The sequence below is a fragment of the Marimonas lutisalis genome (assembly GCF_005434965.1).
GTDB lineage: Bacteria > Pseudomonadota > Alphaproteobacteria > Rhodobacterales > Rhodobacteraceae > Marimonas_A > Marimonas_A lutisalis.
The window spans coordinates 396,205-418,795 of the sequence record NZ_SKCI01000003.1; the positions used below are offsets into that span (position 1 = coordinate 396,205).

The 22,591-nt window shown below is 59.1% G+C and carries 23 protein-coding genes, 1 tRNA gene and 4 pseudogenes; 13 read left to right on the plus strand and 15 right to left on the minus strand.

The genetic code is table 11. The annotated features are described in order from the left end of the window. Window positions 1-50: 50 nt before the first annotated feature. Both E0501_RS15070 and E0501_RS15075 read right to left on the minus strand, forming a co-directional pair. Entirely contained in the window at window positions 51-290 is a 240-nt protein-coding gene (locus E0501_RS15070) for an Lrp/AsnC family transcriptional regulator (protein ID WP_137702202.1), read from the minus strand. A gap of 67 nt (window positions 291-357) precedes the next feature. Next, window positions 358-2,247, minus strand: a complete 1,890-nt coding sequence (locus tag E0501_RS15075) for a hypothetical protein (RefSeq protein WP_137702203.1) — start codon at window positions 2,245-2,247, stop codon at window positions 358-360. A 168-nt stretch (window positions 2,248-2,415) separates the two neighbouring features. On the opposite strand from E0501_RS15075, the gene hisB reads away from it, so the two are divergent. After that, window positions 2,416-3,003: an imidazoleglycerol-phosphate dehydratase HisB gene (gene hisB, locus E0501_RS15080; protein ID WP_137702204.1), complete on the plus strand. Its 588-nt coding sequence runs from the start codon at window positions 2,416-2,418 to the stop codon at window positions 3,001-3,003. A 5-nt stretch (window positions 3,004-3,008) separates the two neighbouring features. Next, window positions 3,009-3,647, plus strand: a complete 639-nt coding sequence (gene hisH, locus E0501_RS15085) for an imidazole glycerol phosphate synthase subunit HisH (RefSeq protein WP_137702205.1) — start codon at window positions 3,009-3,011, stop codon at window positions 3,645-3,647. Between the two features lies 1 nt (window position 3,648). Here the strand turns inward: hisH and E0501_RS15090 are convergent, their stop codons facing one another. Further along, window positions 3,649-4,017, minus strand: coding sequence for a DUF2147 domain-containing protein (locus E0501_RS15090; RefSeq protein WP_161594631.1), 369 nt, complete (start codon window positions 4,015-4,017; stop codon window positions 3,649-3,651). A gap of 132 nt (window positions 4,018-4,149) precedes the next feature. After that, window positions 4,150-4,536 (minus strand): DUF2147 domain-containing protein, encoded by a 387-nt coding sequence (locus E0501_RS15095; protein ID WP_137702207.1) that lies wholly within the window; start codon window positions 4,534-4,536, stop codon window positions 4,150-4,152. A 135-nt stretch (window positions 4,537-4,671) separates the two neighbouring features. Between E0501_RS15095 and hisA the strand changes: the two genes are divergently transcribed. From hisA to E0501_RS15110, 3 genes are read left to right on the plus strand one after another with little or no spacing between them, the layout of a single operon-like run. Further along, window positions 4,672-5,391, plus strand: coding sequence for a 1-(5-phosphoribosyl)-5-[(5-phosphoribosylamino)methylideneamino]imidazole-4-carboxamide isomerase (gene hisA / locus E0501_RS15100; protein WP_137702208.1), 720 nt, complete (start codon window positions 4,672-4,674; stop codon window positions 5,389-5,391). A 1-nt stretch (window position 5,392) separates the two neighbouring features. Next, on the plus strand, window positions 5,393-6,154 hold the full coding sequence (gene hisF, locus E0501_RS15105; RefSeq protein WP_137702209.1) for an imidazole glycerol phosphate synthase subunit HisF: 762 nt from the start codon (window positions 5,393-5,395) through the stop codon (window positions 6,152-6,154). Continuing rightward, the gene (locus tag E0501_RS15110) at window positions 6,151-6,462 is read left to right on the plus strand and encodes a phosphoribosyl-ATP diphosphatase (RefSeq protein WP_137702210.1); all 312 of its coding nucleotides are present in this window, start codon (window positions 6,151-6,153) and stop codon (window positions 6,460-6,462) included. The genes hisF and E0501_RS15110 overlap by 4 nt, the downstream gene beginning before the upstream one ends. Window positions 6,463-6,465: 3 nt before the next feature. Here the strand turns inward: E0501_RS15110 and E0501_RS15115 are convergent, their stop codons facing one another. Continuing rightward, window positions 6,466-6,939, minus strand: a complete 474-nt coding sequence (locus E0501_RS15115; RefSeq protein WP_137702211.1) for a CoA-binding protein — start codon at window positions 6,937-6,939, stop codon at window positions 6,466-6,468. A gap of 198 nt (window positions 6,940-7,137) precedes the next feature. Next, window positions 7,138-7,917: a 23S rRNA (guanosine(2251)-2'-O)-methyltransferase RlmB gene (rlmB, locus tag E0501_RS15120; protein ID WP_137702212.1), complete on the minus strand. Its 780-nt coding sequence runs from the start codon at window positions 7,915-7,917 to the stop codon at window positions 7,138-7,140. Between the two features lie 94 nt (window positions 7,918-8,011). Here rlmB and E0501_RS21055 point away from each other — a divergent pair. Then, window positions 8,012-8,095 (plus strand) — tRNA-Tyr (locus E0501_RS21055). Window positions 8,096-8,281: 186 nt separating this feature from the next. On the opposite strand, the gene E0501_RS15125 is transcribed toward E0501_RS21055, so the two are convergent. From E0501_RS15125 to E0501_RS15135, 3 genes are read right to left on the minus strand one after another with little or no spacing between them, the layout of a single operon-like run. After that, window positions 8,282-9,973, minus strand: coding sequence for a recombinase family protein (locus tag E0501_RS15125; RefSeq protein WP_137702213.1), 1,692 nt, complete (start codon window positions 9,971-9,973; stop codon window positions 8,282-8,284). Continuing rightward, window positions 9,970-10,422 (minus strand): DUF2924 domain-containing protein, encoded by a 453-nt coding sequence (locus tag E0501_RS15130; protein WP_137702214.1) that lies wholly within the window; start codon window positions 10,420-10,422, stop codon window positions 9,970-9,972. Before E0501_RS15130 ends, E0501_RS15125 begins: the two co-directional genes overlap by 4 nt. Further along, window positions 10,419-10,700 carry a DUF3489 domain-containing protein gene (locus tag E0501_RS15135; RefSeq protein WP_137702215.1) on the minus strand — a complete coding sequence of 94 codons (282 nt, stop codon included), beginning with the start codon at window positions 10,698-10,700 and terminating at the stop codon, window positions 10,419-10,421. Before E0501_RS15135 ends, E0501_RS15130 begins: the two co-directional genes overlap by 4 nt. 62 nt (window positions 10,701-10,762) lie before the next feature. Between E0501_RS15135 and E0501_RS21825 the strand changes: the two are divergent. Both E0501_RS21825 and E0501_RS21830 read left to right on the plus strand, forming a co-directional pair. Beyond that, a pseudogene (locus E0501_RS21825) lies at window positions 10,763-11,104 on the plus strand (TrbI/VirB10 family protein); the annotation flags it as partial. After that, window positions 11,105-11,582: pseudogene (locus E0501_RS21830) on the plus strand (type II secretion system protein E); the annotation flags it as partial. A gap of 622 nt (window positions 11,583-12,204) precedes the next feature. Here E0501_RS21830 and E0501_RS15145 read toward each other — a convergent pair. The 4 genes from E0501_RS15145 to bla form a co-directional block, all read right to left on the minus strand. After that, on the minus strand, window positions 12,205-13,479 hold the full coding sequence (locus E0501_RS15145; protein WP_137702216.1) for an MFS transporter: 1,275 nt from the start codon (window positions 13,477-13,479) through the stop codon (window positions 12,205-12,207). Further along, on the minus strand, window positions 13,476-13,928 hold the full coding sequence (locus E0501_RS15150) for a hypothetical protein (protein ID WP_137702217.1): 453 nt from the start codon (window positions 13,926-13,928) through the stop codon (window positions 13,476-13,478). Before E0501_RS15150 ends, E0501_RS15145 begins: the two co-directional genes overlap by 4 nt. A gap of 332 nt (window positions 13,929-14,260) precedes the next feature. Further along, window positions 14,261-15,778, minus strand: a complete 1,518-nt coding sequence (locus tag E0501_RS15155; RefSeq protein WP_205123505.1) for a serine hydrolase domain-containing protein — start codon at window positions 15,776-15,778, stop codon at window positions 14,261-14,263. A 102-nt stretch (window positions 15,779-15,880) separates the two neighbouring features. Next, entirely contained in the window at window positions 15,881-16,879 is a 999-nt protein-coding gene (bla, locus tag E0501_RS15160) for a class A beta-lactamase (protein ID WP_137702218.1), read from the minus strand. A gap of 203 nt (window positions 16,880-17,082) precedes the next feature. Between bla and E0501_RS15165 the strand changes: the two genes are divergently transcribed. The 3 genes and pseudogenes from E0501_RS15165 (at window position 17,083) to E0501_RS15175 (ending at window position 19,556) form a co-directional block, all read left to right on the plus strand. Beyond that, window positions 17,083-18,102 carry an AraC family transcriptional regulator gene (locus E0501_RS15165; RefSeq protein WP_235857870.1) on the plus strand — a complete coding sequence of 340 codons (1,020 nt, stop codon included), beginning with the start codon at window positions 17,083-17,085 and terminating at the stop codon, window positions 18,100-18,102. A 66-nt stretch (window positions 18,103-18,168) separates the two neighbouring features. Then, window positions 18,169-18,318: pseudogene (locus E0501_RS15170) on the plus strand (IS3 family transposase); the annotation flags it as partial. A gap of 104 nt (window positions 18,319-18,422) precedes the next feature. Next, window positions 18,423-19,556, plus strand: coding sequence for an alpha/beta hydrolase (locus tag E0501_RS15175; protein WP_137702219.1), 1,134 nt, complete (start codon window positions 18,423-18,425; stop codon window positions 19,554-19,556). Window positions 19,557-19,641: 85 nt separating this feature from the next. On the opposite strand, the gene E0501_RS15180 is transcribed toward E0501_RS15175, so the two are convergent. Continuing rightward, a complete protein-coding gene (locus E0501_RS15180; protein ID WP_137702220.1) occupies window positions 19,642-20,118 on the minus strand; it encodes a hypothetical protein in 477 nt (158 codons plus the stop codon). A 418-nt stretch (window positions 20,119-20,536) separates the two neighbouring features. On the opposite strand from E0501_RS15180, the pseudogene E0501_RS15185 reads away from it, so the two are divergent. Both E0501_RS15185 and E0501_RS15190 read left to right on the plus strand, forming a co-directional pair. Then, a pseudogene (locus E0501_RS15185) lies at window positions 20,537-20,971 on the plus strand (integrase core domain-containing protein); the annotation flags it as partial. A 69-nt stretch (window positions 20,972-21,040) separates the two neighbouring features. Next, entirely contained in the window at window positions 21,041-21,415 is a 375-nt protein-coding gene (locus E0501_RS15190; RefSeq protein ID WP_137702221.1) for a potassium channel family protein, read from the plus strand. A gap of 175 nt (window positions 21,416-21,590) precedes the next feature. Here the strand turns inward: E0501_RS15190 and E0501_RS15195 are convergent, their stop codons facing one another. Beyond that, window positions 21,591-22,562: a helix-turn-helix domain-containing protein gene (locus E0501_RS15195; RefSeq protein WP_137702222.1), complete on the minus strand. Its 972-nt coding sequence runs from the start codon at window positions 22,560-22,562 to the stop codon at window positions 21,591-21,593. Between the last annotated feature and the right edge of the window lie 29 nt (window positions 22,563-22,591).

Genomic DNA, 22,591 nt, shown 5'->3' on the forward strand with positions numbered 1-22,591 from the left:
AAAGGCGCGGATTTTTCCGCGCCTTTCGTTTTTTCAGCCGTCGACGGTTCTCAGAAAGCGTTGAAGGTCAGCGTTGTCAACGACCGTTCGATTCCTTCGATGTCCAGCAACCTGTCGTTGATGAACTTACCGACGTCCTTGTCATTCGGAATGTACATTTTCAAAAGTAGGTCATACTCGCCACTGGTCGAGAACAGTTCCGAGTGAATCTCTCGTAGCATGATCTCCTCGGCCACCTTGTAGGTCGTGCCGGGTTTGCAGCGCAGTTGAACGAAAACGCAGGTGGTCATGATCCGCCCCTGTTCAGGAATTCTCGGCGCGCAGACTGGCACGTGGGCGGGGCATAGGCAATCCCCGCTATTCGGCCTGCACCGCCCTCGCGTCAACGCCGGCGGCAGACGGTTTCTGTGTCTCGATGGTTTCGACAACCGCCTCCAACATGCGCACCTCGCTGTCCGCGCGGCTCTGGCTGGTGATATCGTCCAGAACGATCTGGTTGATCGCGCACCATGTTGGATAACTGGCCCATTTGTCATGGCGACGAATGGCCGTGTCCAGCGCGCGCACGTTCCAGAAAGGACTGGTGCCGGTGGCCACGGAAAAGCGGTTCTTCTGCCCCGGCAAGTAAAGCGCATGTCGCCACTGCACCGACGCGCCGTTGCGTCCCCGCGCGATGTTTTCAGCCGCCTTGAGAACCTGAGCACGGCTTTCTGCGCTCAATCCTTCCACCACTTCGGGCGCCAGGCCATAGTCCCATTCGTGACCGTATTTGCTCATCCCCGGTCGCGTGCGGGCGTTGATCAACCAGCCATTGGCGGTGTCGCACCAACCGAGGTTCGGGTCGGCAGCATTGGCGTAGGTGCTTTCATGGAATTGCCCGCCCTGCCACGCGCCGCGCAGCACGGCAATCTCGTGGCTTGTGCCGACCGGATCGCTCTTCAACTCCCAGCGCGCGCCACCGGGCAAGTAGACCGGCGTCAGATGGCCAATGGTCGCCTGGTTCTCACGTCCTTCGATCCGGGCCAGCCTCTGCGCCAACGCAAACACGCTACGGGTCGCTTCGTCATGATCGGTTGGGCGCTCTCTTCCCTCGGCAAAGCCCCAATTGGGCACCGAGGTGATCGCCATGTAGATCGGGCGCTGATCGAGCGGATACATGCCCCGCCAGCGGCGCATTTTCCGCCCGACCTGCGGATTGTAAACTTCCGTGCCCGGGTCGTACGAGGCCAGATGCCGTTCTTCGGGCGCAAACCCCGCCTTCGCCCGTTCCGCGCGCTGCAAGCCTGTCCATTTCCGCGCCTCTGCGGCCGGGTTCAGCAGCACCACCAGGTCACCAATCACGGGTTTCATCCGTGGGCCAAAGCCGCCATCATGGGCCGGCATCGGATGGCGCTCGATCGCCTCCAAGGTCCGATCCTCCATCAGCGTGGCCAGCATGTTGCCACCCAGCGAATGCCCGAAAATCAGGAGCTTGTCGCGGTTCGGGTTTCCCGGGCCAAGGCGCAACCCGGTCTCGATCCGGTCCAGCACACGGCCCAGTATGGCTGTTCCGCGCCGCTCGTCGCCCAGCCGGGTCGATACGCCGCGCCGGTCCCAGAAGGTTGGTGCCGCACCGATGATGAATGGACTCATCGGAGCATCGACCTGCAGGGGCGGCTCGGCAAAGGCGCGCCCGCGCCAGGCCACGAACACCCCCGTCAGTTCGGCGTTGCAGTACTGTCGTTTCTGTATACAACGCGAATTGAGCGCAGCACGGGAATAGGCCAGCAGGCGGCGAAATTTCTGCAAGTCACCATCTCGGATTGCCGCGTCATGCCGCCAACCATGGACATAGGCCACCACGAAATTCTGGCGTCCCGATCGGGTGTTGGCCTTCAGATGCTCCATCACCTGGTCAAGCTGGCCTTCGACGTGCAGGCGGTTCGCATCCGACATCTCAACAAACGCGAGCGAATAGCGGTCCGGGTTCGCCAGCGGGGCCCGCACCAACGAGGCCTCGCGCGCCCACGCCGACAGCCCCGCGGCATCGCGTGTCACCGGCATCTCGTGCTCTTGCAGGTAACAGCGCAAAGGATGCCGTTCGGGCGCGAACAGCCGGGAGGCTTCAAGATTTCCTGGCCCGATCCGGTAAAGCGGCTCGCAAATGTCATCCTGCGGCGGGATCAAACGATGCACGCGATCCACCGCAGTACAGCCGGCCAGGAAAACAGCCAGCGCGGCAAAACTGGAAAGCATCAATTTTCGCATCGAGGCGCTTTCTGAAAAGTGGTTCCCGCATAGTAGGCACGTTTCCCGCCAAAAGTGAATTGACCACCCGGGCACACAATCGAAGTTTTGTCCATACGCGGCAATCCGCGGCTTGGAAGGGGCGAGACCGCTGCGTATAAGAGGCCCGCACAGCACGAAGGACCTGACATGCGCAGCGCCAAGATCAGCCGCAAGACCGCCGAGACGGATATCCGCGTCGAAATCGACCTCGACGGTAGCGGAAACTATGACAACGAAACCGGCGTCGGCTTTTTCGACCACATGCTGGACCAATTGGCGCGGCACTCGCTGATCGACATGACGATCCGCTGCAAAGGCGACCTGCATATCGACGACCACCACACCGTCGAAGATGTCGGCATTGCGCTCGGCCAGGCGATAGGTCAGGCGATGGGGGACAAGAAAGGCATCCGGCGCTACGGCAGCTGCCTGTTGCCGATGGATGATGCGCTGGTGCGCGCTGCGCTCGATCTCTCGGGCCGCCCCTACCTGGTGTGGAATGTCGAATTGCCGACAGCCAAGATCGGCAGTTTCGACACCGAACTGGTGCGCGAGTTTTTCCAGGCGTTTAGCACCCATGGCGGAATCACTCTGCATGTTGATGCGCTCCACGGCATCAACAGCCACCACATCGCCGAGGCAGCGTTTAAAGCTGTCGCCCGCGCCCTGCGCGACGCGCTCGAGACCGATCCGCGCAAGGCCGATGCCATTCCTTCGACGAAGGGGGCGTTGTAAAGCGCATGATCACCGCGATCGTCGACTACGAGTCGGGCAACCTGCACTCGGCCGAGAAAGCATTTCAACGCATGGCGCGCGAAGCCGGAGCGGGCGAAGTGCATGTCACCTCCGACCCCGATCTCATCCGCGTGGCGGACCGGGTTGTGCTGCCCGGTGACGGTGCCTTTCCCGCCTGCCGCAAAGCCCTGTTCGATCATCGCGGCGTGTTCGAGGCGATCGAGGAAGCCGTGATCGCCATGGGCAAGCCGTTCATGGGAATTTGTATCGGCATGCAGATGATGGCCACGCGCGGTCTCGAACACGAAGAAACGCCGGGGTTCGACTGGATCGGCGGAACGGTCGAAAAGATCATGCCCAGCGACGCCGCGCTGAAAGTGCCGCATATGGGGTGGAATGATCTGGTCATTGACCACCCCCATCCCGTGTTCGAGGGCATCGAAACAGGAAACCACGCCTATTTCGTACATTCCTACCATTTCAGCGTGCACGATCCGCGGCAACGTCTTGCGCATGTGGACTATGGCGGTGAAATCACCGCTGTGGTCGGCCGTGACAACATGATCGGCACCCAGTTTCACCCCGAGAAAAGCCAGAAAACCGGCCTCAGGATGATCGCGAATTTCCTGGCCTGGCGCCCCTAGATCAGTTGATACGGCTCCAGGTCTGCGACTGGCAGACCGGCCCAAGACAGCCGCGGATCTTCAGACGCGCGCCCTGGACCAGGAAAACGCCATCGACCGTCTTGCCCAACTGGCTGACATACATGCGACCGGCATATTGCCCCGCTGCGGATTCCGTCACGTCCCAGATCACGCGTTTGCCGACATTGGGCGTGACCACCGGCCTGCCCTTCTGGTCATACGCCCTGAGAACCGTGCCGCAGATCTGGCCACCACACGGGGCAAAGGCCACGTGTCCGATCTGTCCCTTTCGATCCGGGCCGGTCACCCAGACACCTGCCAGCGGCTCTGCCTCGGCCGCAGCTGCCGTCGCCAGAAATCCAAAAACCACCAATGCGCGCTTCATCGCACCACCCCACGGCCCAATCCGGTTTAACCGGACAGCAATGAGATAATCACGATCGAGAAAATCGCCAAATGCTGTTTTCGCAGGGCGGTTTGCGTTTTGGGAATGGCTTGCGGCTTACTTGATCCGTGTCCAGGTTTGGCTGGAGCAGAGAAGCCCCCCGGCAACACAGCCCTTGAGCACCAGTTTATTGCCATTCAACTGCATCTTTCCGATGTAGATCTTGTCATTCGACGGGCGCCAAACCTTGCCGTTATAGCTGCCATCGCCATTGGCTTTCATGTTGCGCACGAGGATCTTGCCCTTGTTGGGCGAGTCGTATTCGCCGCTGCCCTTGAACGTCCGGGAAATCGTGCCACATACGTCGGCACCGCATTTCTTCATGTCGATATGCGCATAGGAACCATCGTCGACTTCGGTTTTCCAAGTGCCTACAACCGGGTCCGCCATCGCTGTTCCTGCCGAGAATGCCAACGCAGCGGCGGCAACTGCCAGTTTTTTCATTATCTCATCCTCCCAAGGTTCCTGCGCGATCCTTGCGCAGCCCCTGCCCTGCGATCAAGCCTGACTTGAGGTCACGTTGCATTTCCCGCGCGCCCGTGCATAACGGCGCCAGATACAATCGAACGGATGACGCAGATGATCCTCTACCCCGCAATCGATCTGAAAGATGGCCGCGCCGTGCGCCTGGTGCACGGGGAGATGGACCGTGAAACCGTGTTCAACGAAAACCCCGCCGCGCAGGCGCTGGAATTCGTCAACGCGGGCTGCGAATGGCTGCACCTTGTCGATCTCAACGGCGCCTTTGCCGGGGAACCGGTGAATGCCGCCCCCGTCGAGGCGATCCTGCAGCAGACGCAGGTGCCCGCACAGCTGGGCGGCGGCATCCGCGACATGGCGACGATCGAGCGCTGGATCGGCAAGGGGCTTGCCCGGGTGATCCTGGGCACCGTCGCTGTTGAAAACCCTGCGCTTGTGCGCGATGCAGCCCGCGAATTCCCGGGCCAGGTCGCCGTCGGCATTGATGCGCGCCATGGCAAGGTGGCCACCAAGGGCTGGGCCGAGGAAACCGACGTCGATGCGACCGAGCTTGCGAAATCCTTCGAGGACGCGGGCGTTGCCGCGATCATCTACACGGACATCATGCGCGACGGCGCGATGAAAGGCCCCAATGTTGAGGCCACGGCCGCCTTGGCCCATGCCGTCTCGATCCCGGTTATCGCTTCGGGCGGTGTATCCTCGATCGAGGATCTCAAGGCGCTGAAGGCCTGCGGCGCTCCGCTCAATGGCGTAATCTCGGGTCGGGCCCTATATGATGGAGCGATTGATCTGGCCGAAGCGCTGGAAGTATTGAAGTGACATGCTGAAAACCCGCATCATCCCCTGCCTTGACGTAGCCGATGGCCGCGTGGTGAAGGGCGTCAATTTCGTCGACCTGGTCGATGCCGGCGATCCGGTGGAATCGGCCCGTGCCTATGACGAGGCCGGCGCGGATGAGCTGTGCTTTCTCGACATCCATGCCACCCACGAAAACCGTGGTACCATGTATGACGTGGTCCAGCGCACGGCCGAGCAATGCTATATCCCACTGACGGTGGGCGGCGGCGTGCGTACCCGCGAAGACGTGCGCGATCTGCTACTGGCGGGCGCCGACAAGGTCAGCTTCAACTCGGCCGCGGTGGCGAACCCGGATGTTGTGGCCGAGGCCGCTGACCATTTCGGCAGCCAGTGCATCGTGGTGGCGATTGACGCGAAAACCGTAAGCCCGGGCAAATGGGAGATTTTCACCCATGGCGGCCGGCGGCCCACCGGGATCGACGCGGTCGAATTCGCAAAGACCGTTGCAGCGAAGGGGGCCGGGGAAATCCTGCTCACCTCGATGGACCGCGATGGCACGCGGGCGGGGTTCAACCTGCCGCTGACCCGCGCGATCTCGGATGCGGTCGATGTTCCGGTGATCGCTTCGGGCGGTGTCGGCACGTTGCAGCACCTTGTCGAGGGGGTAACCGAAGGCGGCGCCAGCGCCGTTCTGGCCGCATCGATCTTTCACTTTGGCGACTACACCATTCGCGAGGCCAAGGAATACATGGTCGCCGCCGGAATCCCGATGAGGCTGGAATGACGCTGGACGAGCTTGAAAAAATCATCGCAACCCGTGCCGCCGCCAGCCCGGACGAGAGCTGGACAGCGAAGCTCCTGCATAAAGGGCCCGACAAGGTGGCCGAGAAGTTCGGGGAAGAGGCGATCGAAGCGGTGATCGAGGCGGTCAAAGGCGACCGGGACGGCCTGACCAGCGAAGCGGCGGATGTGCTTTTTCACCTGCTGGTCATGCTGAAATCGCGCGACGTGGCGCTGAGCGAAGTCATGGACGAACTGGCACGGCGGCAGGGGCAATCGGGACTGGAAGAGAAAGCCGCGCGCAAGGGGTGAGCGTCAGAGCTTGGACGAAATAACGCCCGTATTGAAGCCGCCCATCCGCAATTCACCGAACAACCGTTGATACTCGATTTTCGGACAGCGGTTCATGATCACGTCGACACCGCGGGCACGCGCCTTTTCCGCGGCCTCCGGGCTCTCGACACCGATCTGCATCCAGATGGTCTGAAGTTCCGGGAACGCCTCCAGCGCCTCGTCAACGATTGGCGGGACATGCTCGGACCGGCGGAAGATATCGACCATATCCACCGGTTCCTTGATGTCCGACAGCGTCGCGCGCACTGTTTCGCCGAAAAGCGTTTTGCCGGCGTGGCCCGGATTGACCGGGATCACCTTGTAGCCTTTCAGGTCAAGATATCGCGCCACATAGTAGCTGGGACGCACCTCGTTCATGGAAACGCCAACCACGGCGATCACCTTGGTGCGCTGGAGGATTTCGCGCAGATGCGCATCTGAATACGACTCACTCATGTGCCCTGCTTATCCTTTTGGCCCGACAAAAAAAAGCGCCCGGAAAACTCCGGGCGCCAGTCACGGAACGAGGGACAGTGAATAGAGAAGCGGGGTTCCGTATCCGCCTCTCACCACCTAGATAGGCGCGATTTTCAGGTTATGAAGGGGATGTAATAAACCTGTGAACACCGGGTTAACTTCCCCAAACGCGGCGCCCTAGTGCTCTAGCGAGGCATAGAGCGCCACCGCGGCGGCGTTTGAAACGTTGAGCGATCCGAACTCGCCCGCAAAGTTGATCCTGACCAATTCATCGCAGGTTTCACGGGTTTTCTGCCGCAATCCCGGTCCTTCGGCCCCCAGGACAAGGGCCACCGGACGATCTCGCCGGCCAGAGACCGCGGCTTCGATCGTCTGCTCCGCTTCGCCATCGAGGCCAAGCACCAGGTATCCAAGGCCGCGCAACTCATCCATCGCCTGGGCGAGGTTTCGCACGCGAAGGTATGGCTGACGTTCCAGGGCTCCGCTCGCGGTTTTCGCCAGCGCACCGGTTTCCGGCGCCGAATGGTGGCGCGGCGCGATGACCGCAAGCGCCCCGAACACCTCGGCCGAGCGCAGGATGGCGCCGACGTTGTGCGGATCCGTCACCCGGTCGAGCAGGATGACACGCGGCGCGCGATCTGGCGTTCCAATACACAGATCGCCCATCGACCCCCAGTCCAGCGGACGCACTTCGAGTGCGGCGCCCTGGTGCACAGATTGCGCATCAAGAGGTGCTGCGAACTTGCGCGGATCGGACATTTCGGCTGTCATGCCGCTGGCCTCGATAGCATCGGCAAGCTTGTCGGCGGCGTTGCGCGTCACAACCAGTCGCAGCTTCTCGCGGCGCGGGTTCATCAGCGCATCCCGCACCGCGTGCAGACCGAAAAGCCAGACGGTTTCAGCCTCGCGCGCGCGGCGGGATTTCTCTTTCTCAATAACCCAGGCCGGCTTCTTCATCTCCGCCTCGTTGCGCTGAATGGTGTTGCGCCGCTTATCACGGGATTTTCCTGTTGACGACCCCGGGAAGCATAAGTAATCACCCCGTCACAGTGGGCGACAGGCCGCAAGGTGTGGCAGGGGACTGTAACTCCCTCGCGGAGACGCACGCTTGGTTCGATTCCAAGGTCGCCCACCATTCAATCCCTCCAAAACTAAAGCTGACTTGCCCGCATTGAATAGTTTTTACTTTTCAGTCAGTTACCGACGACAGTGCCAGCTGAGACCTCACGTTTGGTCTCTGATCAAGGGCGTTTCGGGGTAGGTTCGGAGAAAGTCTCAACGGGGCAATTGCGCGTGAGGTCTTGGGGCCGTTTTGACTCGTTTAGAGTTGCGGGAATCCAAGAATCTGACGTTGCTCTTTCCAGTCCAGAGGCAGGTCAGGAAGGCTGCGCAGTGCTTTCGCATTGAGATGGGGTGGCTGGCGGCCCTCGAGAATGGCCGTTGTAATGTCCGGGGCCAGCCAGGCGAGTGGAAGAATGCGGCTGACAGACCCACTACGTAACCCTTCCCGCTCTTCGATTTGCCGAATTGTTGAAGTCTTCCCCTCAAGAACCTCGCCTGCCCATCGTCTTGCATCGGCGACAAGCGTGATGAGGTCCGGGTCTCTTCGTATCGCGCCTTCAGGAGCGATTACGATCGGCCGGGCCCGTCCATTTTGGCTTTTCTGGTACGGTGCTTCGATGTTCGCCGCTATTGGAGCACAGGTTGCATTCGGATCGAGAAGCATATGCAGATTAAGCTGGATGCACAGGCGGTCCTCTTGGACATCAATCTGATTGATCAAGCCGGCTAAGTTCAGCCCGTTGGTATCGTCTTCGTGTGCGGCAATCTCTGTGCACCAGGCGTCTGCCGCCCGTAGGAAATCAGCAATTCGTACGCCGCCCGCCTCCCCCTTGACCCGCATCACCCGATCCGCCAACCAGGTCTTGTCGCTCAGGCTGTTCTTCAAGCTGTTTAGAACAAGGCGCTCGATCTCATTGGCAGGCAAAAGCTCCGTGTTCTTCTTCTCCTCTGCTCCCGATACTTTCGATGCGTAATACCAATAGCGTTTCGTCCGCGTCGTTCCATCTCGACGAATGGACTTGCTTGCGTAGGTCGTGCGCATCGGCCTACCCCTAATGTCGAAGAGCAAGCCGTCCAATGGGCGTCGAGCAGAGCGCCTGGTCGCGCTGATCTTCTTGCCACCGTGACCCGCAAGCAAGGCCTGCACTTGCCTCCATGTCGCGTCATCGATGATGGCCGCGTGCAACCCTTCGTGCAGCTCTTGCTTGTGGCGGATTTTACCGATGTAGATCGGGTTGCGCAGGATGTTGTAGAGCGCACCGCGTGAAAGGGCTCTTCCGCCACTTCTACACCCATGCCTGTCGGTCCGTCGTTTGCTGACAACGCCCAGCTCGGCCAGCCGTACCGAGAGTTGTCGCACCGACCCTGCGATCAGATACTCGGCAAAGATTTTCCGGATCGCCTTGGCTTCACTTTGGTTCACGACCAGCGCCTTGTCCTTGACGTCGTAGCCCATCGGCACGGCGCCTCCCATCCACATGCCCTTACGTTTGGAGGCCGCAACCTTGTCCCGGATGCGCTCGGCTGTTACCTCGCGTTCGAACTGGGCGAAAGACAACAACACATTCAGCGTCAGCCGCCCCATCGATGACGTCGTATTGAAAGCCTGCGTGACAGATACGAACGACACCCCTGCCCCGTCAAACACATCGACCATCTTTGCGAAGTCAGCAAGCGACCGGGTCAGGCGATCCACCTTGTAGACGACAATGACGTCGATGCGCCCACCGCGCACATCCTCCAACAATTGCTTGAGGCCAGGGCGATCCATAGATCCGCCAGAGAATCCACCATCGTCGTAGCGTTTCGACAGCTCTGACCATCCTTCATGTTTCTGGCTCAGGATGTAGGCCGCACAGGCTTCACGCTGTGCATCCAGTGAGTTGAAGTCCTGTTCCAGCCCCTCCTCAGTCGATTTGCGGGTATAAATGGCGCAGCGCTGGCGGATCATTGCATACCCCCTTCACGCAGCCCAAAGAACTTTGGTCCGTTCCTGTTCGTCCCGGTCATCGCCCGTGCCACGGCGGACAAGGACGTATAGCTCTGACCATTCCACACGGCACCGCCTTCGGTGACCAGCACCTCGTGGGTTGCCCCGCCCCAGTCTTTCAGAAGGCGGGTGCCGTCGTGGACAATTGGGGCCAGAACCTTTCCAGCCGTGCCCTTGGCCGCGCCTGCTTCCCTTTCCTTGATGATCCGGTTCCAGTCACGACGCGCTTTGGCAGGCTCGGCGCCCTCCATTCCCACCTGTGCCTGCCAGGCGAGTGCCAGCCGCATCAGGCGGGCGGTGAAGGTCTTTGGCGGCGCGACACCCCTGGCTTCAGCCCAAAGTTGCCGAAGCGTGGCTGCGCTTGCGCCTTCCAATCGCTGAATTTCCGGACTGGATGTCGCCGATCTCATTGGCCTTCTCCAGACACCAGGCGATAGCGTGCCGACTTGCTGGAACGATCAAGTTCGATCAACAGGCCCGAAGATCGCAGCCGCGAGATCGCGGCGCGGACCGTGTGGGCCTGCCAGTCCAGACGGTTCTGGATCTGCGAGACCGTTGCGCCGTTGCGCCGCGACAGCAGCTTGCGCAACATCTCTGTCTTGGTTGTGATTTCTGGTTTGAGAGTCTTGGTTTTCGACAGCTCGGTCGCACGGGCTTCAGTGATTTGTGCAGTCATTTTGGTCTCCATCTATGTGCAGGGCTCCCACGCCCCGTACCGGCCAAAGCCCGGCGATCCGGGCGGGAGACTCAATGGTCGGTGACGTCAGTGGCGCTCCACCGGCAGTCAAAGTCCAGAGAAAATTGCAGGCCCGCCAACTATTGCAGGTCAAGAAAGGCGAACGGCCGTCGCCGCCCGCCCAACTGTCAAATGTCGATCTTCTCAGCGATACTCAGGCCGCCCGTCTCACCCATCCCGAACGCACGTTGACTCACGGGTCCGTTATCCAGGCTGCGCTCCAGAACGCGATCAATAGCGACCTGCTCGGTTCGGTGGTTGCGGTCGTCTCCGTACCGGTCCCGGCGCTTTCCGAGGATCGGATCCTGATCCCCCGAGGCTACAGCTTTTTTGGCCAATATCCCTCCGGTATCGAAATGCACCAGACGCGCATCCTGATCCTCTGGACCCGCGTCCTGACCCCGGACGGCAAGGTCTGGCTCGAGGTCGCCGGCGATGCCACCATGCGCCACGAAGGCCAGACCGTGGACCGGACCACCGCCCTCAACATGGCCCAGACCATCGTCGGCGACGCCAAGGCCCGCGTCTCTGAAAAGAACCCGCTCGTCTCGGGCAAGGTGGAATATGCTTGCCGCCCCCTTCGGGTCCAGGTCGCCGTGCCGCCCGCCATCGATCACGGCGCCTCGATCACCATCCGCCTCTTCGCCTCAGGCAGCGTCCGGGACTACGCCCCCACCTATCTCTTCGGCAAGGCCGTCTCGCTCGATGCACTCCGCGCCGAGAAGATGGAGAACATCGCCACACTCGCCGAGGAAAGCCTTGAGGCCGCGCTGCAGACCTTGGTCGAGGCGAGGCTCAACGTCCTGATCAGTGGGGGGACCTCGACCGGCAACCCGCTGAGCACAGAAATGCCTCGAAGAAGGATGTCTTTGCTGTTGCAAAACGCCTTATTACTACTCGCCTCATGTCCAATGACCAGCGCAAGATCGAGCAGAGAACCTATGGCAGACTATTGAGAAAAGCGATCGAAGACGGTGTTGGCCTAGGTGATGCATGGAGTGAAAAGCTTCGTAGCAAGGCAAAACATGCCGGACACGAGGATTGATCGTCCATCGTCTGTCGAAGTTTCTCCGGATGCTCACTCGCCCAAACAGTCAGCAAAGCAGGATTGATGGCGAAGGGCTTATCAGTCCAGTTTTCGCACGACGCTACGAGAAGGTTCGCGCCACGGTCGATCTGGTCGGTGTTTATGCGGACATGCGATGCGGTTGCACACGGAGTGCACATGTAGAGTGCCCAGGACGCTTGGGATGCTGACGGAGCGCTCCAATCCTCCAGAAGAAATCCGAGAGCTCCCTACAAACAGAGGTTTGACAGGCGACTGTTGGAGGGGATGGGACTGACGTCGAACCATCTCCACATTGAGACGCCACATCCGCCGGGCATCACGGTGGCATCTGGCCGCCAAGACCCCTTGATGTGAGCCCGAATGAGATCGAAGGCGTGGCCCGCAGGCTCATGTCTTAGCCTTTTTCTTCTGGTTCGGTGCGACTTCCAGACTGCTCGTCTCGGTTGATACGAAGGCGGTCTTCTCGGCTCTGTCCGAGGCCTTTGCTCTTTTGAGCCTGACGAGGACGTAACTCGTGTAGCTCACCATCAGAAAAGTGAGCAGCCAACTCGCGGCTTCGTCTCCGAATGCAGCCGAAACCAGGCTCGTCAGAAGGGGGCCTGTGACGGCGCCCATTGTCCAGACGAACAGCAAGGTGACTGTGGTCGACGCCACGTAAACTGGAACCGTGCGATCCATCGCATGAGCGACAAGCAAAGAGTATGCCGTAAGAAGGGCGCCTCCGAGAACAAAGATCAAGCCAAGAAGCGCCCATTGCATGTTGGTCCCCAGGACGGCCCTGTAACCCGCGCCGTCTCCGGAGCCGACGATTGACAGATGCAACAACACAGCAGATGCCACGCAGCCGTTCGCGACGATTATCCTGCGGCGATCGTAAAAGTCTGACGCCCATCCCAAGGGATACATGAAAACGATACGACCCAGATAAAGAGCACCGATGGCAAGCGCGATCTCCTCGGCGTCGATACCTTGGGTGGCCGCTCGATATGGTGCAACATTGAGAAGCGTGGTTGCGACCATGCCGACCGTGAACGAACCAATCCATGCGGTCGGGGAGTCCCGGAACACCGCCTTGAGACGAACCGAGGCATCAGCGTGTACCGATGGCGGATCAGTTCGGGCGGCTGTCAGAATGACGATGGCAAGGCAGTACAGCAGCGAAACCACGACAAACGCGACATTGAGATCGTCGGGAAGAACCGGGATCATGATCTGACTGCCAACGGAAAGGGCGCCGAGCAGGATTGCATAAATGGCCAGCAAGCGCCCTCGGCTGTTTCCATCCACCGATTGGCTGACCCAGGCGTCTCCGATGGCGAAAAGGGCCGCCGTCGCAAGACCAGTGGTGAATCGCACGCCCAGCAGAACTGGAACGAAGTCGGTCAAGGCGAAGACCAATGTCGACGCTATGCAGATCGCCGCGCCGGCAGCGAAGGATCGGATGTGGCCGATCCGCGTGATCCAGCCGGCCGTGTGAAAGCAGCCGACAAGGAAGCCGAACGAGTAGAATGCCGGCGCCAGCGCCGCAACTTCCTGCGAGGCACCGGACGCGGCAAAGTCGAGGGCGACGAGCGTTCCGGACGCAGCCGTGACCAGTTGGATCGAGGCCATCGCGGCGAAAAGCGCGCGCAGGGTGAGAAGTCGTTCGTTGATTACTATCATCTAGACCATACGTCGCTGCGTCTTCCGTAGATTCGGACCGTTGCGGTGCCCCCCGTCGGAACGCGCTTGTAGATAATCTTCACGGTCCGAATGCCGCGCACAAGGCCGGGCAGGAGCATCTTGCGGGTCCGGCTTCCGGCCGAAATCACCGACCGGACACGCAGCTCGGATGTTTCCCCGTTGCTGAACGTCACCTCTATGCTTTCGATGAAGATCGGCTTGTCTACGGCTTCGACAACAAGGCCCGTAAAGAGCCCTTTTGCCAACGTGACCGGAATAATGCTCAAATTCTTGAAAAGGTTGACCCTGCTCTCTCCGAGCGGGATCCAATCGTCCCCCAACGACGGATCTGCGCGCGCCGCCAATGGAAAAGCCGCGACAAGTGCAATAAATCCGCGGCGATGGATTTTCGCCGGAGAACCGAGACTGTTGATGGGGGTCTGAGTCATTCCTCTATCCCTTCGAGCTTGCTCATCTCTTGAGGTTCTGCATCACCGTCTTGCATTCAGCATGTATCGCACTGTGCCGCGCGCCGGTTGGAATGGTCCTGATCCCTGCGATCAGAAACACTGGCCCTATGTGACGTAAGGATATCTTCTTGGTTGTCGTTTCGGGCGTCGTCGGTCGCATAGCCGAGGCCAAATTTCCGGGACACCCGAACTCACAATCCGACACCGGCGGCACGTGCCGCCGCTGTCACGGTCTTGGGGTTCGGTGGAGGGGTCGATCTGCACTGCGCAGGATCGCCCCTCCACCTTATCCGAGGATCTTGTCGCCCCGGCTATTCGAAGACAGTCCCGGAGAGCGAGAACTCATCGACCGCACCTTCACCCCGAATGAAGATCCGGTGGTTGAATCGCACGTAGTTGAGTTCGCCAGACGGATCTTCGAGCAATTCGCCAAGGGCTCCTTCGTTCGGGCCTTCGGTGATGATAAAATAGCCATCAGCCGTGTTGGCCACATTGGCAGGCGCAGGATCCGATCCGCTGGTCAATGCGGAGAACTGGACAAACACATATTTGTCGCCCTCTTTGCGGATCTCGATGTTTTGGGAATTCCCCTTGAAGACGCCGACGAAGGGATCGAGCACAGCCGGATCAACACCCGCTGCGACCGGAGAGTTGGCCTCGATTCCCGTGAAGGCTTTGACCATTGCATTCGCAACTTTCTTGTAGGCCTCGGATCCGCGATCGCTGTGGACCAAAACCACAACGGCAAAGTCGCGATCCGGGATCAACTGCAGGAAGGACCGCGTGCCGGGCCAATTCCCGCCGTGGCTGGGGCTGGTGACCCCGTCGTAATCGTGGATGAACCATGTCAACCCGGTAAAGTCGCCGGCCTCAGCCTCGACTGCCGGAGCGTGGGCATAGTCCAGCGCTTCTTTGGACAGCAGCTGGTTCCCGGCGGCGTCCTTGCCGTCCAGCTGAAAGCGGGCGTATTTCAGCATGTCGTTAATCGTCGACCGGAGCGCGCCGGAGGCTGCGGACTCTCTGATCAGCGGAATGTAGTACGGCGTGAGATCGTTGATGTCGCCTTCGCCGTAGATCGGCGGATGACCCCATGCGTAGCCTTCAGCCGGCGGGGTGGGGTCGTAGTTAAAGGATGACGAATCCATGCCGAGCGGAGTCAACAGGTTCTCTTCGATCAGGTTCTCGATCGACTTTCCGCCGGCATGCGACACCACATGGGTCGCAAAGGTGATGCTGGTGTTGTTGTACATCCAGGTTTGATCGAACGGATAGAGCTGCTCGACGTAAGCCGCCTGGAGCATGACCTTCTCGCTGATCGATCCACCCGGAGGAACACGAAGGAACCCATGGTCGCCATACCAACCAGCGCGATGGTGGAACAGGTCAACGACCCGGGCTTTCGACGTTGCTTCCGCATCCGCGACCCTCCACCACGGCAGAAGGTCGACGACACGCGCGTTCAAATCCAGCTCGCCCCGTTCGGACAGCTGCAGGGCCACTGTCGACAGGAAGGTTTTTGTCACCGAGCCAATTTGAAATTGCGTATCGGGGGTAACGGCCTCGTCGGTGCCTACCTTGGTGATGCCGAGACCGGCGCTGTAAGTGTTGGCCCCATGGATGACCCCGACACCAAGCCCCGGGATGTTCATTTCCTTGATCATTTCAGCAGTTTCGGCGAGGACCGCATCAAAGGTCGCCTGGCCCTGTTCCTGTGTCATGGCCTGCTGTGCAATCGCCGGCTGAATGGCGAGTGATGACGAAACCGTCGCTGTAAATAACAGTTTCATTAGGTTCTTCATTGGATTTCTCCTTTTCATTTCATTGCTCATTGGATCTCTCCTGTTGGCACAACAACGTTCCTTCCCTGGGAGTTCTGTCCTCGTCTGGAAGGGTTGCACTGGTACAGCCTGCGTCGCGCACAGTTTGCCCGCTTACGGCTTTGCCATCCGCCCAACGTAAAAGTAGTCGAACAGTGAGCGGGTGACTTCGGCGATGGCCCGGTCCCTGTCTGCCTCGGATGTCGCGCTGCTCTTGGTGAACACGGCGATGGCGAACCGACGACCGTCGGGAAGCGTGATATAGCCGACGTCATTGGCCACTCCGCCGATGGTTCCGGTCTTGTTCGCCACGGGCGTTCCCCGGGGCAGCAGTCCCTTGAGCCGACCAGCGCCGGTGCGCGTGCGCGACATGACGTCAATCAGGAAGTCGCGGCTCTCGGCGCTTGTCGCCGCGCCGCTGTCGATGGCAAGCAGGAGTTGCAGCATCGCAAGCGGCGTTGCTTGGTCGCGGGGATCTGCCTCGAAGTCCAGATTGCGGTCAGCCTGGATCTTCAAGAGTTCCGGCCGGGCCTTGAAGACCTCTGTGGCGAGTTTATGCGTGGCCGGTCCCGGCAAACCATAGAACTCCCCGATGATCTCGCCGGTGGGCCGATCGACTCTGATATCGCTGATCCCGATCCTGCGCAGATATTGGGTCACCGCCGCGGGTCCTCCAGCCAGTCCCATCGAGATGTCGGTCGCCGTGTTATCGCTCTCCGTGATCATCACCTCGATCACGTTCGCGATCGACAACTGGAGCCCAGGGTGAACGAATGTGCCGTTCAGCGCAGCGTCCCCGATCATCATCATGTCGAGTGTGACATCGACCATCTGGTCGAGGCTGAGTTCGCCTTTGTCGACGCGATCCAAGACCGCAGCGGCGATCGCAACCTTGTATGTGCTGGCCATGGCGAAGGCCTCATCGCCATTGAACGCGATGACGTCGCCGCCGCCGATTTCCTGCGCCGCGAAACCGATGCGCCCGGCAAGCTGTGTCGCGACCCGCTCGATCGCGGCTCCAACCGCATCTGCGTCTGTTGTCTGGCCGTATGCCGGGCCGAAGGTGGCCGCCGCGGAAACCACAAGGGCTATGATGGTCTTGCGTAGTTTCATTGAAGGAATCTCCTTTCTGCGAATGGGGCTTCGGGCCCCTGTGCCGGCAAGCGTCATCGACGTTTTGCGCAAGGTGCCCGAGTCTCTTCACCTCTGGCTTCAAGCCTACCACGGCCGTAAGGCGATCTATTTGCATTCCATGCCAGTGGAGGCATATTCTTGGCACAGGGGGTTAACCGACAAGGGAGGACGGACCGGCGCCGATGAGCAGGAAATCTGACCCGAAATTCACGCGCGCGATGTTGGTTCTTTACCCGCTCGCAAAGGCCTTCACCTTGCGGGGCGGCGATATCGAAGCGCTTCTGGCCCGAAACGGCATTCCCCACGCCGCGATGACCGACCCCACGAAGCTGGTTGACGCCTTCACCTGTTATGCCGCGATTGAGGATATGGCGGAAACTCTTGGTGATCCGTATTTCGGTGCAAAGGTGGCAATCGAGACCGCGAGCAAGGGAACGCCGGCGTTCCGGGAAGCGGCGACCCATGCTCTTACCTTGGGGGATTTTCTGTCCCGGTTGGTGGTGGAAGTCCCAAAACAGGTTGATAACGTGCGGCACTCCGTTTCCGTCACCCCCGATGCTGCAAGCTTCGAGGTGCACCGCACCGTCAAGGCGCACAAGCCCTCAACACAGTTGGATGCAATCGGCGTGACACTATTTGTGACTCTGATAAAGAAAGGGATCGGTGAAACTTTCGACCCGAAAGACATCCTGATCACTGTCCCGACCACCAAGGGGCTTCCGCCGGGTTTTCTTCCGAAGCGGGCGCTCATCACATCCCCGATCGACGGTTTGCGGATTTCATTTCCGCCGCACTGGCTTTGGGCACCGTTCTCGCTGGACTGGGCACTGGCCGCGTTGCCACGCGGGGAATTCGGCCCCGACGACCACAGCGAAGCGACGCTGACCTATCTTCGCGGCATGCTGAGGGATAATATCGCACATCCCGATCTGCACCTTGAAAGCTTTGCCGCGATCTGTGGCCTGCATCCACGCCGCGTCCAGCGCATCATGCAGGCCATGGGCTCCTCTTTCAGCCAGATAAGGGACCACATGCGCCAATGCGTCGCCGAAGACCTTCTGTCGAAGACGGCGCTGCCCGTCTCGCAAATCGCACTTGATGTGGGGTTCTCCAGTCCGGCGGCCCTTAACCGGGCATTCCGCCGATGGACCGACAAGACGCCGACACAATTCAGGGCAGAATCGAAGCCCGAACAGGTTTGACCTACCCCCCGAGAAATCCCTCACGGGATGTTGAGTCTGCGCCGACCCTGAAGGAGCAGACGAATGCGGAAGAGCCGTTTCTGGCGTTATGACTACAACACAGTCAGACCGCAATCATCGCTGGGCAACCAGACACCGCTGCAAGTGTGCCGGACGCTTGAGCAATTTGAGGGCTCCGCGCCCGGTGCGCTTGCGCAAGACGGGCAACCCGAATAACCTGATCCAACCTGCAGACTCTCATTTATGACTGAGGGATCTCGCGGGGGGCAGGTCACGTTGCATGTTTACGCTCAACCTATACACTGGGGAGAAATCTTCCGATGTTTTTTGGCGTAGACGAGGTGAAGTTCAAGGCCTGTGTTCTATTGCTTGTTACAAGTCTTGCAATTGTGGGCTGCGGTCCGGCGGAACGCGGGATGATCGGCCTGGCAGCCGAACCTCAGAATGGTGATGCTGCCGAAAATCTCAGAAAACACGAGATCTTCATCCTGACCTCGCGTGCTCCGGACAGTGATCCAACCATTTTGTTCTCGGGAAAACGATCTTCAGAAATTGGGTTGGCGAAACTGACGGTCAGTGTGCCCCCGAACCACACACCCGGCAAGATAGAGAGCCCCCGGTCCGGCATCCCCCGTCCAACGGAGCATTTCACCGCAACCGATCCAGCAATCTTTGCGTCCGAAGGCGATTTCGTCTCCGCCTTGCAGGCAGAATTGAACCGGCGCTCTGTCCACAACCGGAACGTTTTGGTTTTTGTGCATGGCTACAACACAACCTTGTCAGAAGCAGTTCTTCGGATGGGTCAATTCGTTGAGGATTCCGGCTATGAGGGCGTTCCAGTTTTGTTCAGCTGGGCCTCCGGCGGCCATTTGTTGGACTACGTTTATGACATGAACAGCGTCCTGATCGCGCGGGACGACCTGTTGCTCGGTGCTAATCTTATCTCGAAAACCAACGCAAAGGCCGTTGATGTCCTATCGCATTCCATGGGCAATCTGCTGACGGTCGAAGCAATGCGACAGGCAAAACTTAACGGCACCTTGAACCGGACAGGTCGGCTTCGCCATGTCATTTTGGCGGCACCTGACATTGACGCCGATCTGTTCCGGCAGCAGCTGGCACCGTTTGCTGACAATGAACGGCAGTTTTACATTCTTATCTCTCACGACGACCGGGCTTTGAGTTTTTCCCGGATTCTTGCGCGAGGAGTGCCGCGGGTCGGCAATGAGGATGTTGAAGATCTGGCAGGACTTGGCGTGACAATCTTGGATCTGTCTGAGATCGACGTGAATGGTTCAAACCACTCAAAATTCGCAGACTCGCCCGAGATAGTGCAGTTGATTGGAAAGCGACTGAGCGTCGATGGAGTGGGGGCGAGGAACGGTTCGGATCCACTCCTCTCGTCGGTGCTGATGCTGCCAATTACAGTCACCGCAGCGACGTTGGCCCGGTGACCGCCGCAACGAAGGCGTTTGACCTCTTGCCGGTCAAACCATCGGACATCATCACGGATCCTGCAACCAAGACAACAGAGCGGTTTCAATCACCAGCCTTCACCATCATCGCTTCGCTGCTTTCGAACAAGCGCGTGTTGCCACAGATCACGATGACGGAGCGCAGGCGGGAGGCTGGTGCAACTGCTGTCATTGAAACCGTCTGGGTATCCAGCACCTGTGCAACCATTCCGTCCGGCGGTGTCGTGGAAATCACCGCGAAGACCGATGGCACTGCAGAACGATCTGCCTTTCCGATTTTCAGGCCGACAGTATATCCTGGTGTGGGCAGCGTGAGATCGCCGCTCACGAAAAGGAGGGGGGATGCCCCATCATGCGGAGCCGGGGTGAGTTTTACGACCCAGTTGCTGCTTTCGATCACAGGGCAATCATCGGTTGGCGTCGAGGAAGACATTTCGCGCTGGCTCTGGGTTTGATCCGACTGGTTTTGCGCGTTGCACGCAGTCGTGGCAAGCATCGGTAAAACCGCCAAACAGAGGACCAAAGCTTTCGATGGTGTCATGACTGAATCCTCTTGAAGTTAAACCCGTTTCACCGCCGCTTTTGCGTCGCCTGACATCAAGAGCTGCTGATTCGCAACAGCTTACGACGTCCTTGTAGTACGGTTATGTTCACACCACGCTCCCCGAATGCCTTCGGCACGACAAAGAAGGTATAGATCCAAGCCACGACAAACAATAGGCTAACAGACAATTCTAGGCAGAATTTTACGCGCTGCAGCCGGGAAACAATATCCAATTCCTGCGCTGGCGAAATCCGCCAGGTGCGTTTGGCATCGTGGCTAGGTACCGTTCGGCTCGCCTGTCGAGTTCTAGGTCAGCATCGGTAAACCCAGCGGAAGGTGCGGCAAGGCCGCGCCAATGATGACGCGCTTACCGCGGACATCATCGCACTTGCCTCTGAATACAGGCGCTACGGATATCCGCATTGAAAGGAAACTCCGCTCAACGGATGTCATCGACGTGCTGTCCGACCTTTTCATCCTGCAGGGCGTGCCCGATCACATCAGTCCCGAAAACGGTCCGAAGTTCATTGCCATGGCCGTGAGAGAGTTGATGCCAGCCGTCGACTCAAAAACCGCCGAAATCGAGCCTGGCAGTCCGTGGAAGAACGGCTACTGCGGGAGCTTCACCGAGAAGCTCCGCGACGAACTCCTGAACGGAGAGATCTTCTTCAGCCTCGCCGAGGCGAAGATCGCCATCGAGAACTGACGCCGGCACCGCAACACCAAACGCCCGCACTCATCGCTGGGCTATCGGCCAATGGCCCTGGAGGTCCTGAAGTGGCCGGCTTCGCCATCCGGCCCCACTTCGCTGGCCACCCCGAGCGTAGCGCCAAGACCCGTCCTGCACTAAGATTGAAACCGGGCCACCCGGTAGGGGCAGGCCAGCCAACCCAAGCCGCGTTATTGTGGAGTGTCTTCTATGCTGTCTTTCGCCATCACCTTCGTAAGACTTCTCAAAGCGATCGTGCACTCTTGGAGTGCTCCGATGTTTCGGGCCAATTTCGCGCTGGCCGTGCTTATCTTGCTTTCTGCAACTCTGTTCTACCACTCTGTGGAAGGATGGTCGTGGATCGACGCATTGTATTTCAGCGTAACGACAATTTCGACTGTTGGTCTTGGTGATTTGTCGCCGCGTACCGATTTAGGCAAGCTCTTCACGATCATCTATATCTTCGTTGGCGTTGGCGTTTTCGTCGCGCTGTTCGCTCAATTCGCGCGCGCTTTGTTGAAGGTGGAGGGCGATAACAAAGAGCCGCCCTCCCAAAAGCAACTGACTAAGTCTGATGATGCGTGAAAATCTAAAACCATTTCCGAAATGAATAGTATCCTCGGCGCTTGCTTCCTGCAGGATGCTGATGCGACCGGCCGGCATACACCAGGGCGGTGGTGTTGGCGGTGGTGTTCAAATTCGCCCACAAAATATTTTAAGGTTAAGTCTTAAAGAAAGCAAATCTGAGATTCCGGCAAATTCATCGCTTGTTGAGGGTCTCTGAGGGATATTCCCCAAAAAAGTAGCGATATCGTTTGGAAAAACGACCGCTGTGGGTGAAGCCAAGCGACAGGGCAACATCTTTGACCGAAGGTGGGACCTTTTCCGCCGATAGGAATGTACAGCGCGCTTGGGTAATTCTCTTCGCTTGCAAGTACGCAATTGGCGAAACGCCGTAAACTTCATTGAAACACAAGTGCAATGTTGTTGTTCCGACGTTAGCCGCGTTGCAAAGGTCAGCTATGCTTGGTGGATTGGTCGTGCGGTCTTCAAACAGTCCTTCTGCGCGCCTGACAACTCGTACCGGGTCAAGATTAATACTAGATACAGAATTTTGTTCGATTGTCTCTGCCATGACGAGGTTTGCAATCTCAGAAAACAGATCATTTTCAACGACAGCGTCGAGCGCAAACTTACCGGAGCCCAGAGGCTTTTCCAGTGACGCTGCTATCGTCTCCAGAATCCGCCTGTGAAACCTTGTGCCCACCGCCGCACCAAGGGCTATCTGTTGATCGTCGAGGGCGACATCTTCGATATAGCGACCACTCAAATTGGCACATGCATCCTTGAGTCTAGATTTTCGCACACCCAATGCCAAGTTGTGTCTTTTTTCGCCAGTGGTGGAATAGCCGTCAGGACCGCCAGAAACAAAAACATCGAACGGTCTTGCTACTTGACCATTGAAAACATAGTCGCCGAGCCAATTTACTGGTGCCATCAAGACCATCCAATCCGGGTGAGGCACGATAGTGCTGGCCATTTTCGGCGCGACCTTGCTACGAAAGATGAGCAGATCCCGTCCAGTGACTTGCAGCATCTTGTACTCCAGGCGTCCCGGCCCGAGTAGCGCCGATTCGGCTTGAAGGGTGGGCAAGCCACGCCAGAACTCTTGATGCGTCAGGTCGGTCTTCGCGGGAAAGCGCGACAAGTGCTTCGGTTGGCCCACATTCATGACACCTCTCCCTCCCGGCTTGCGTCTCG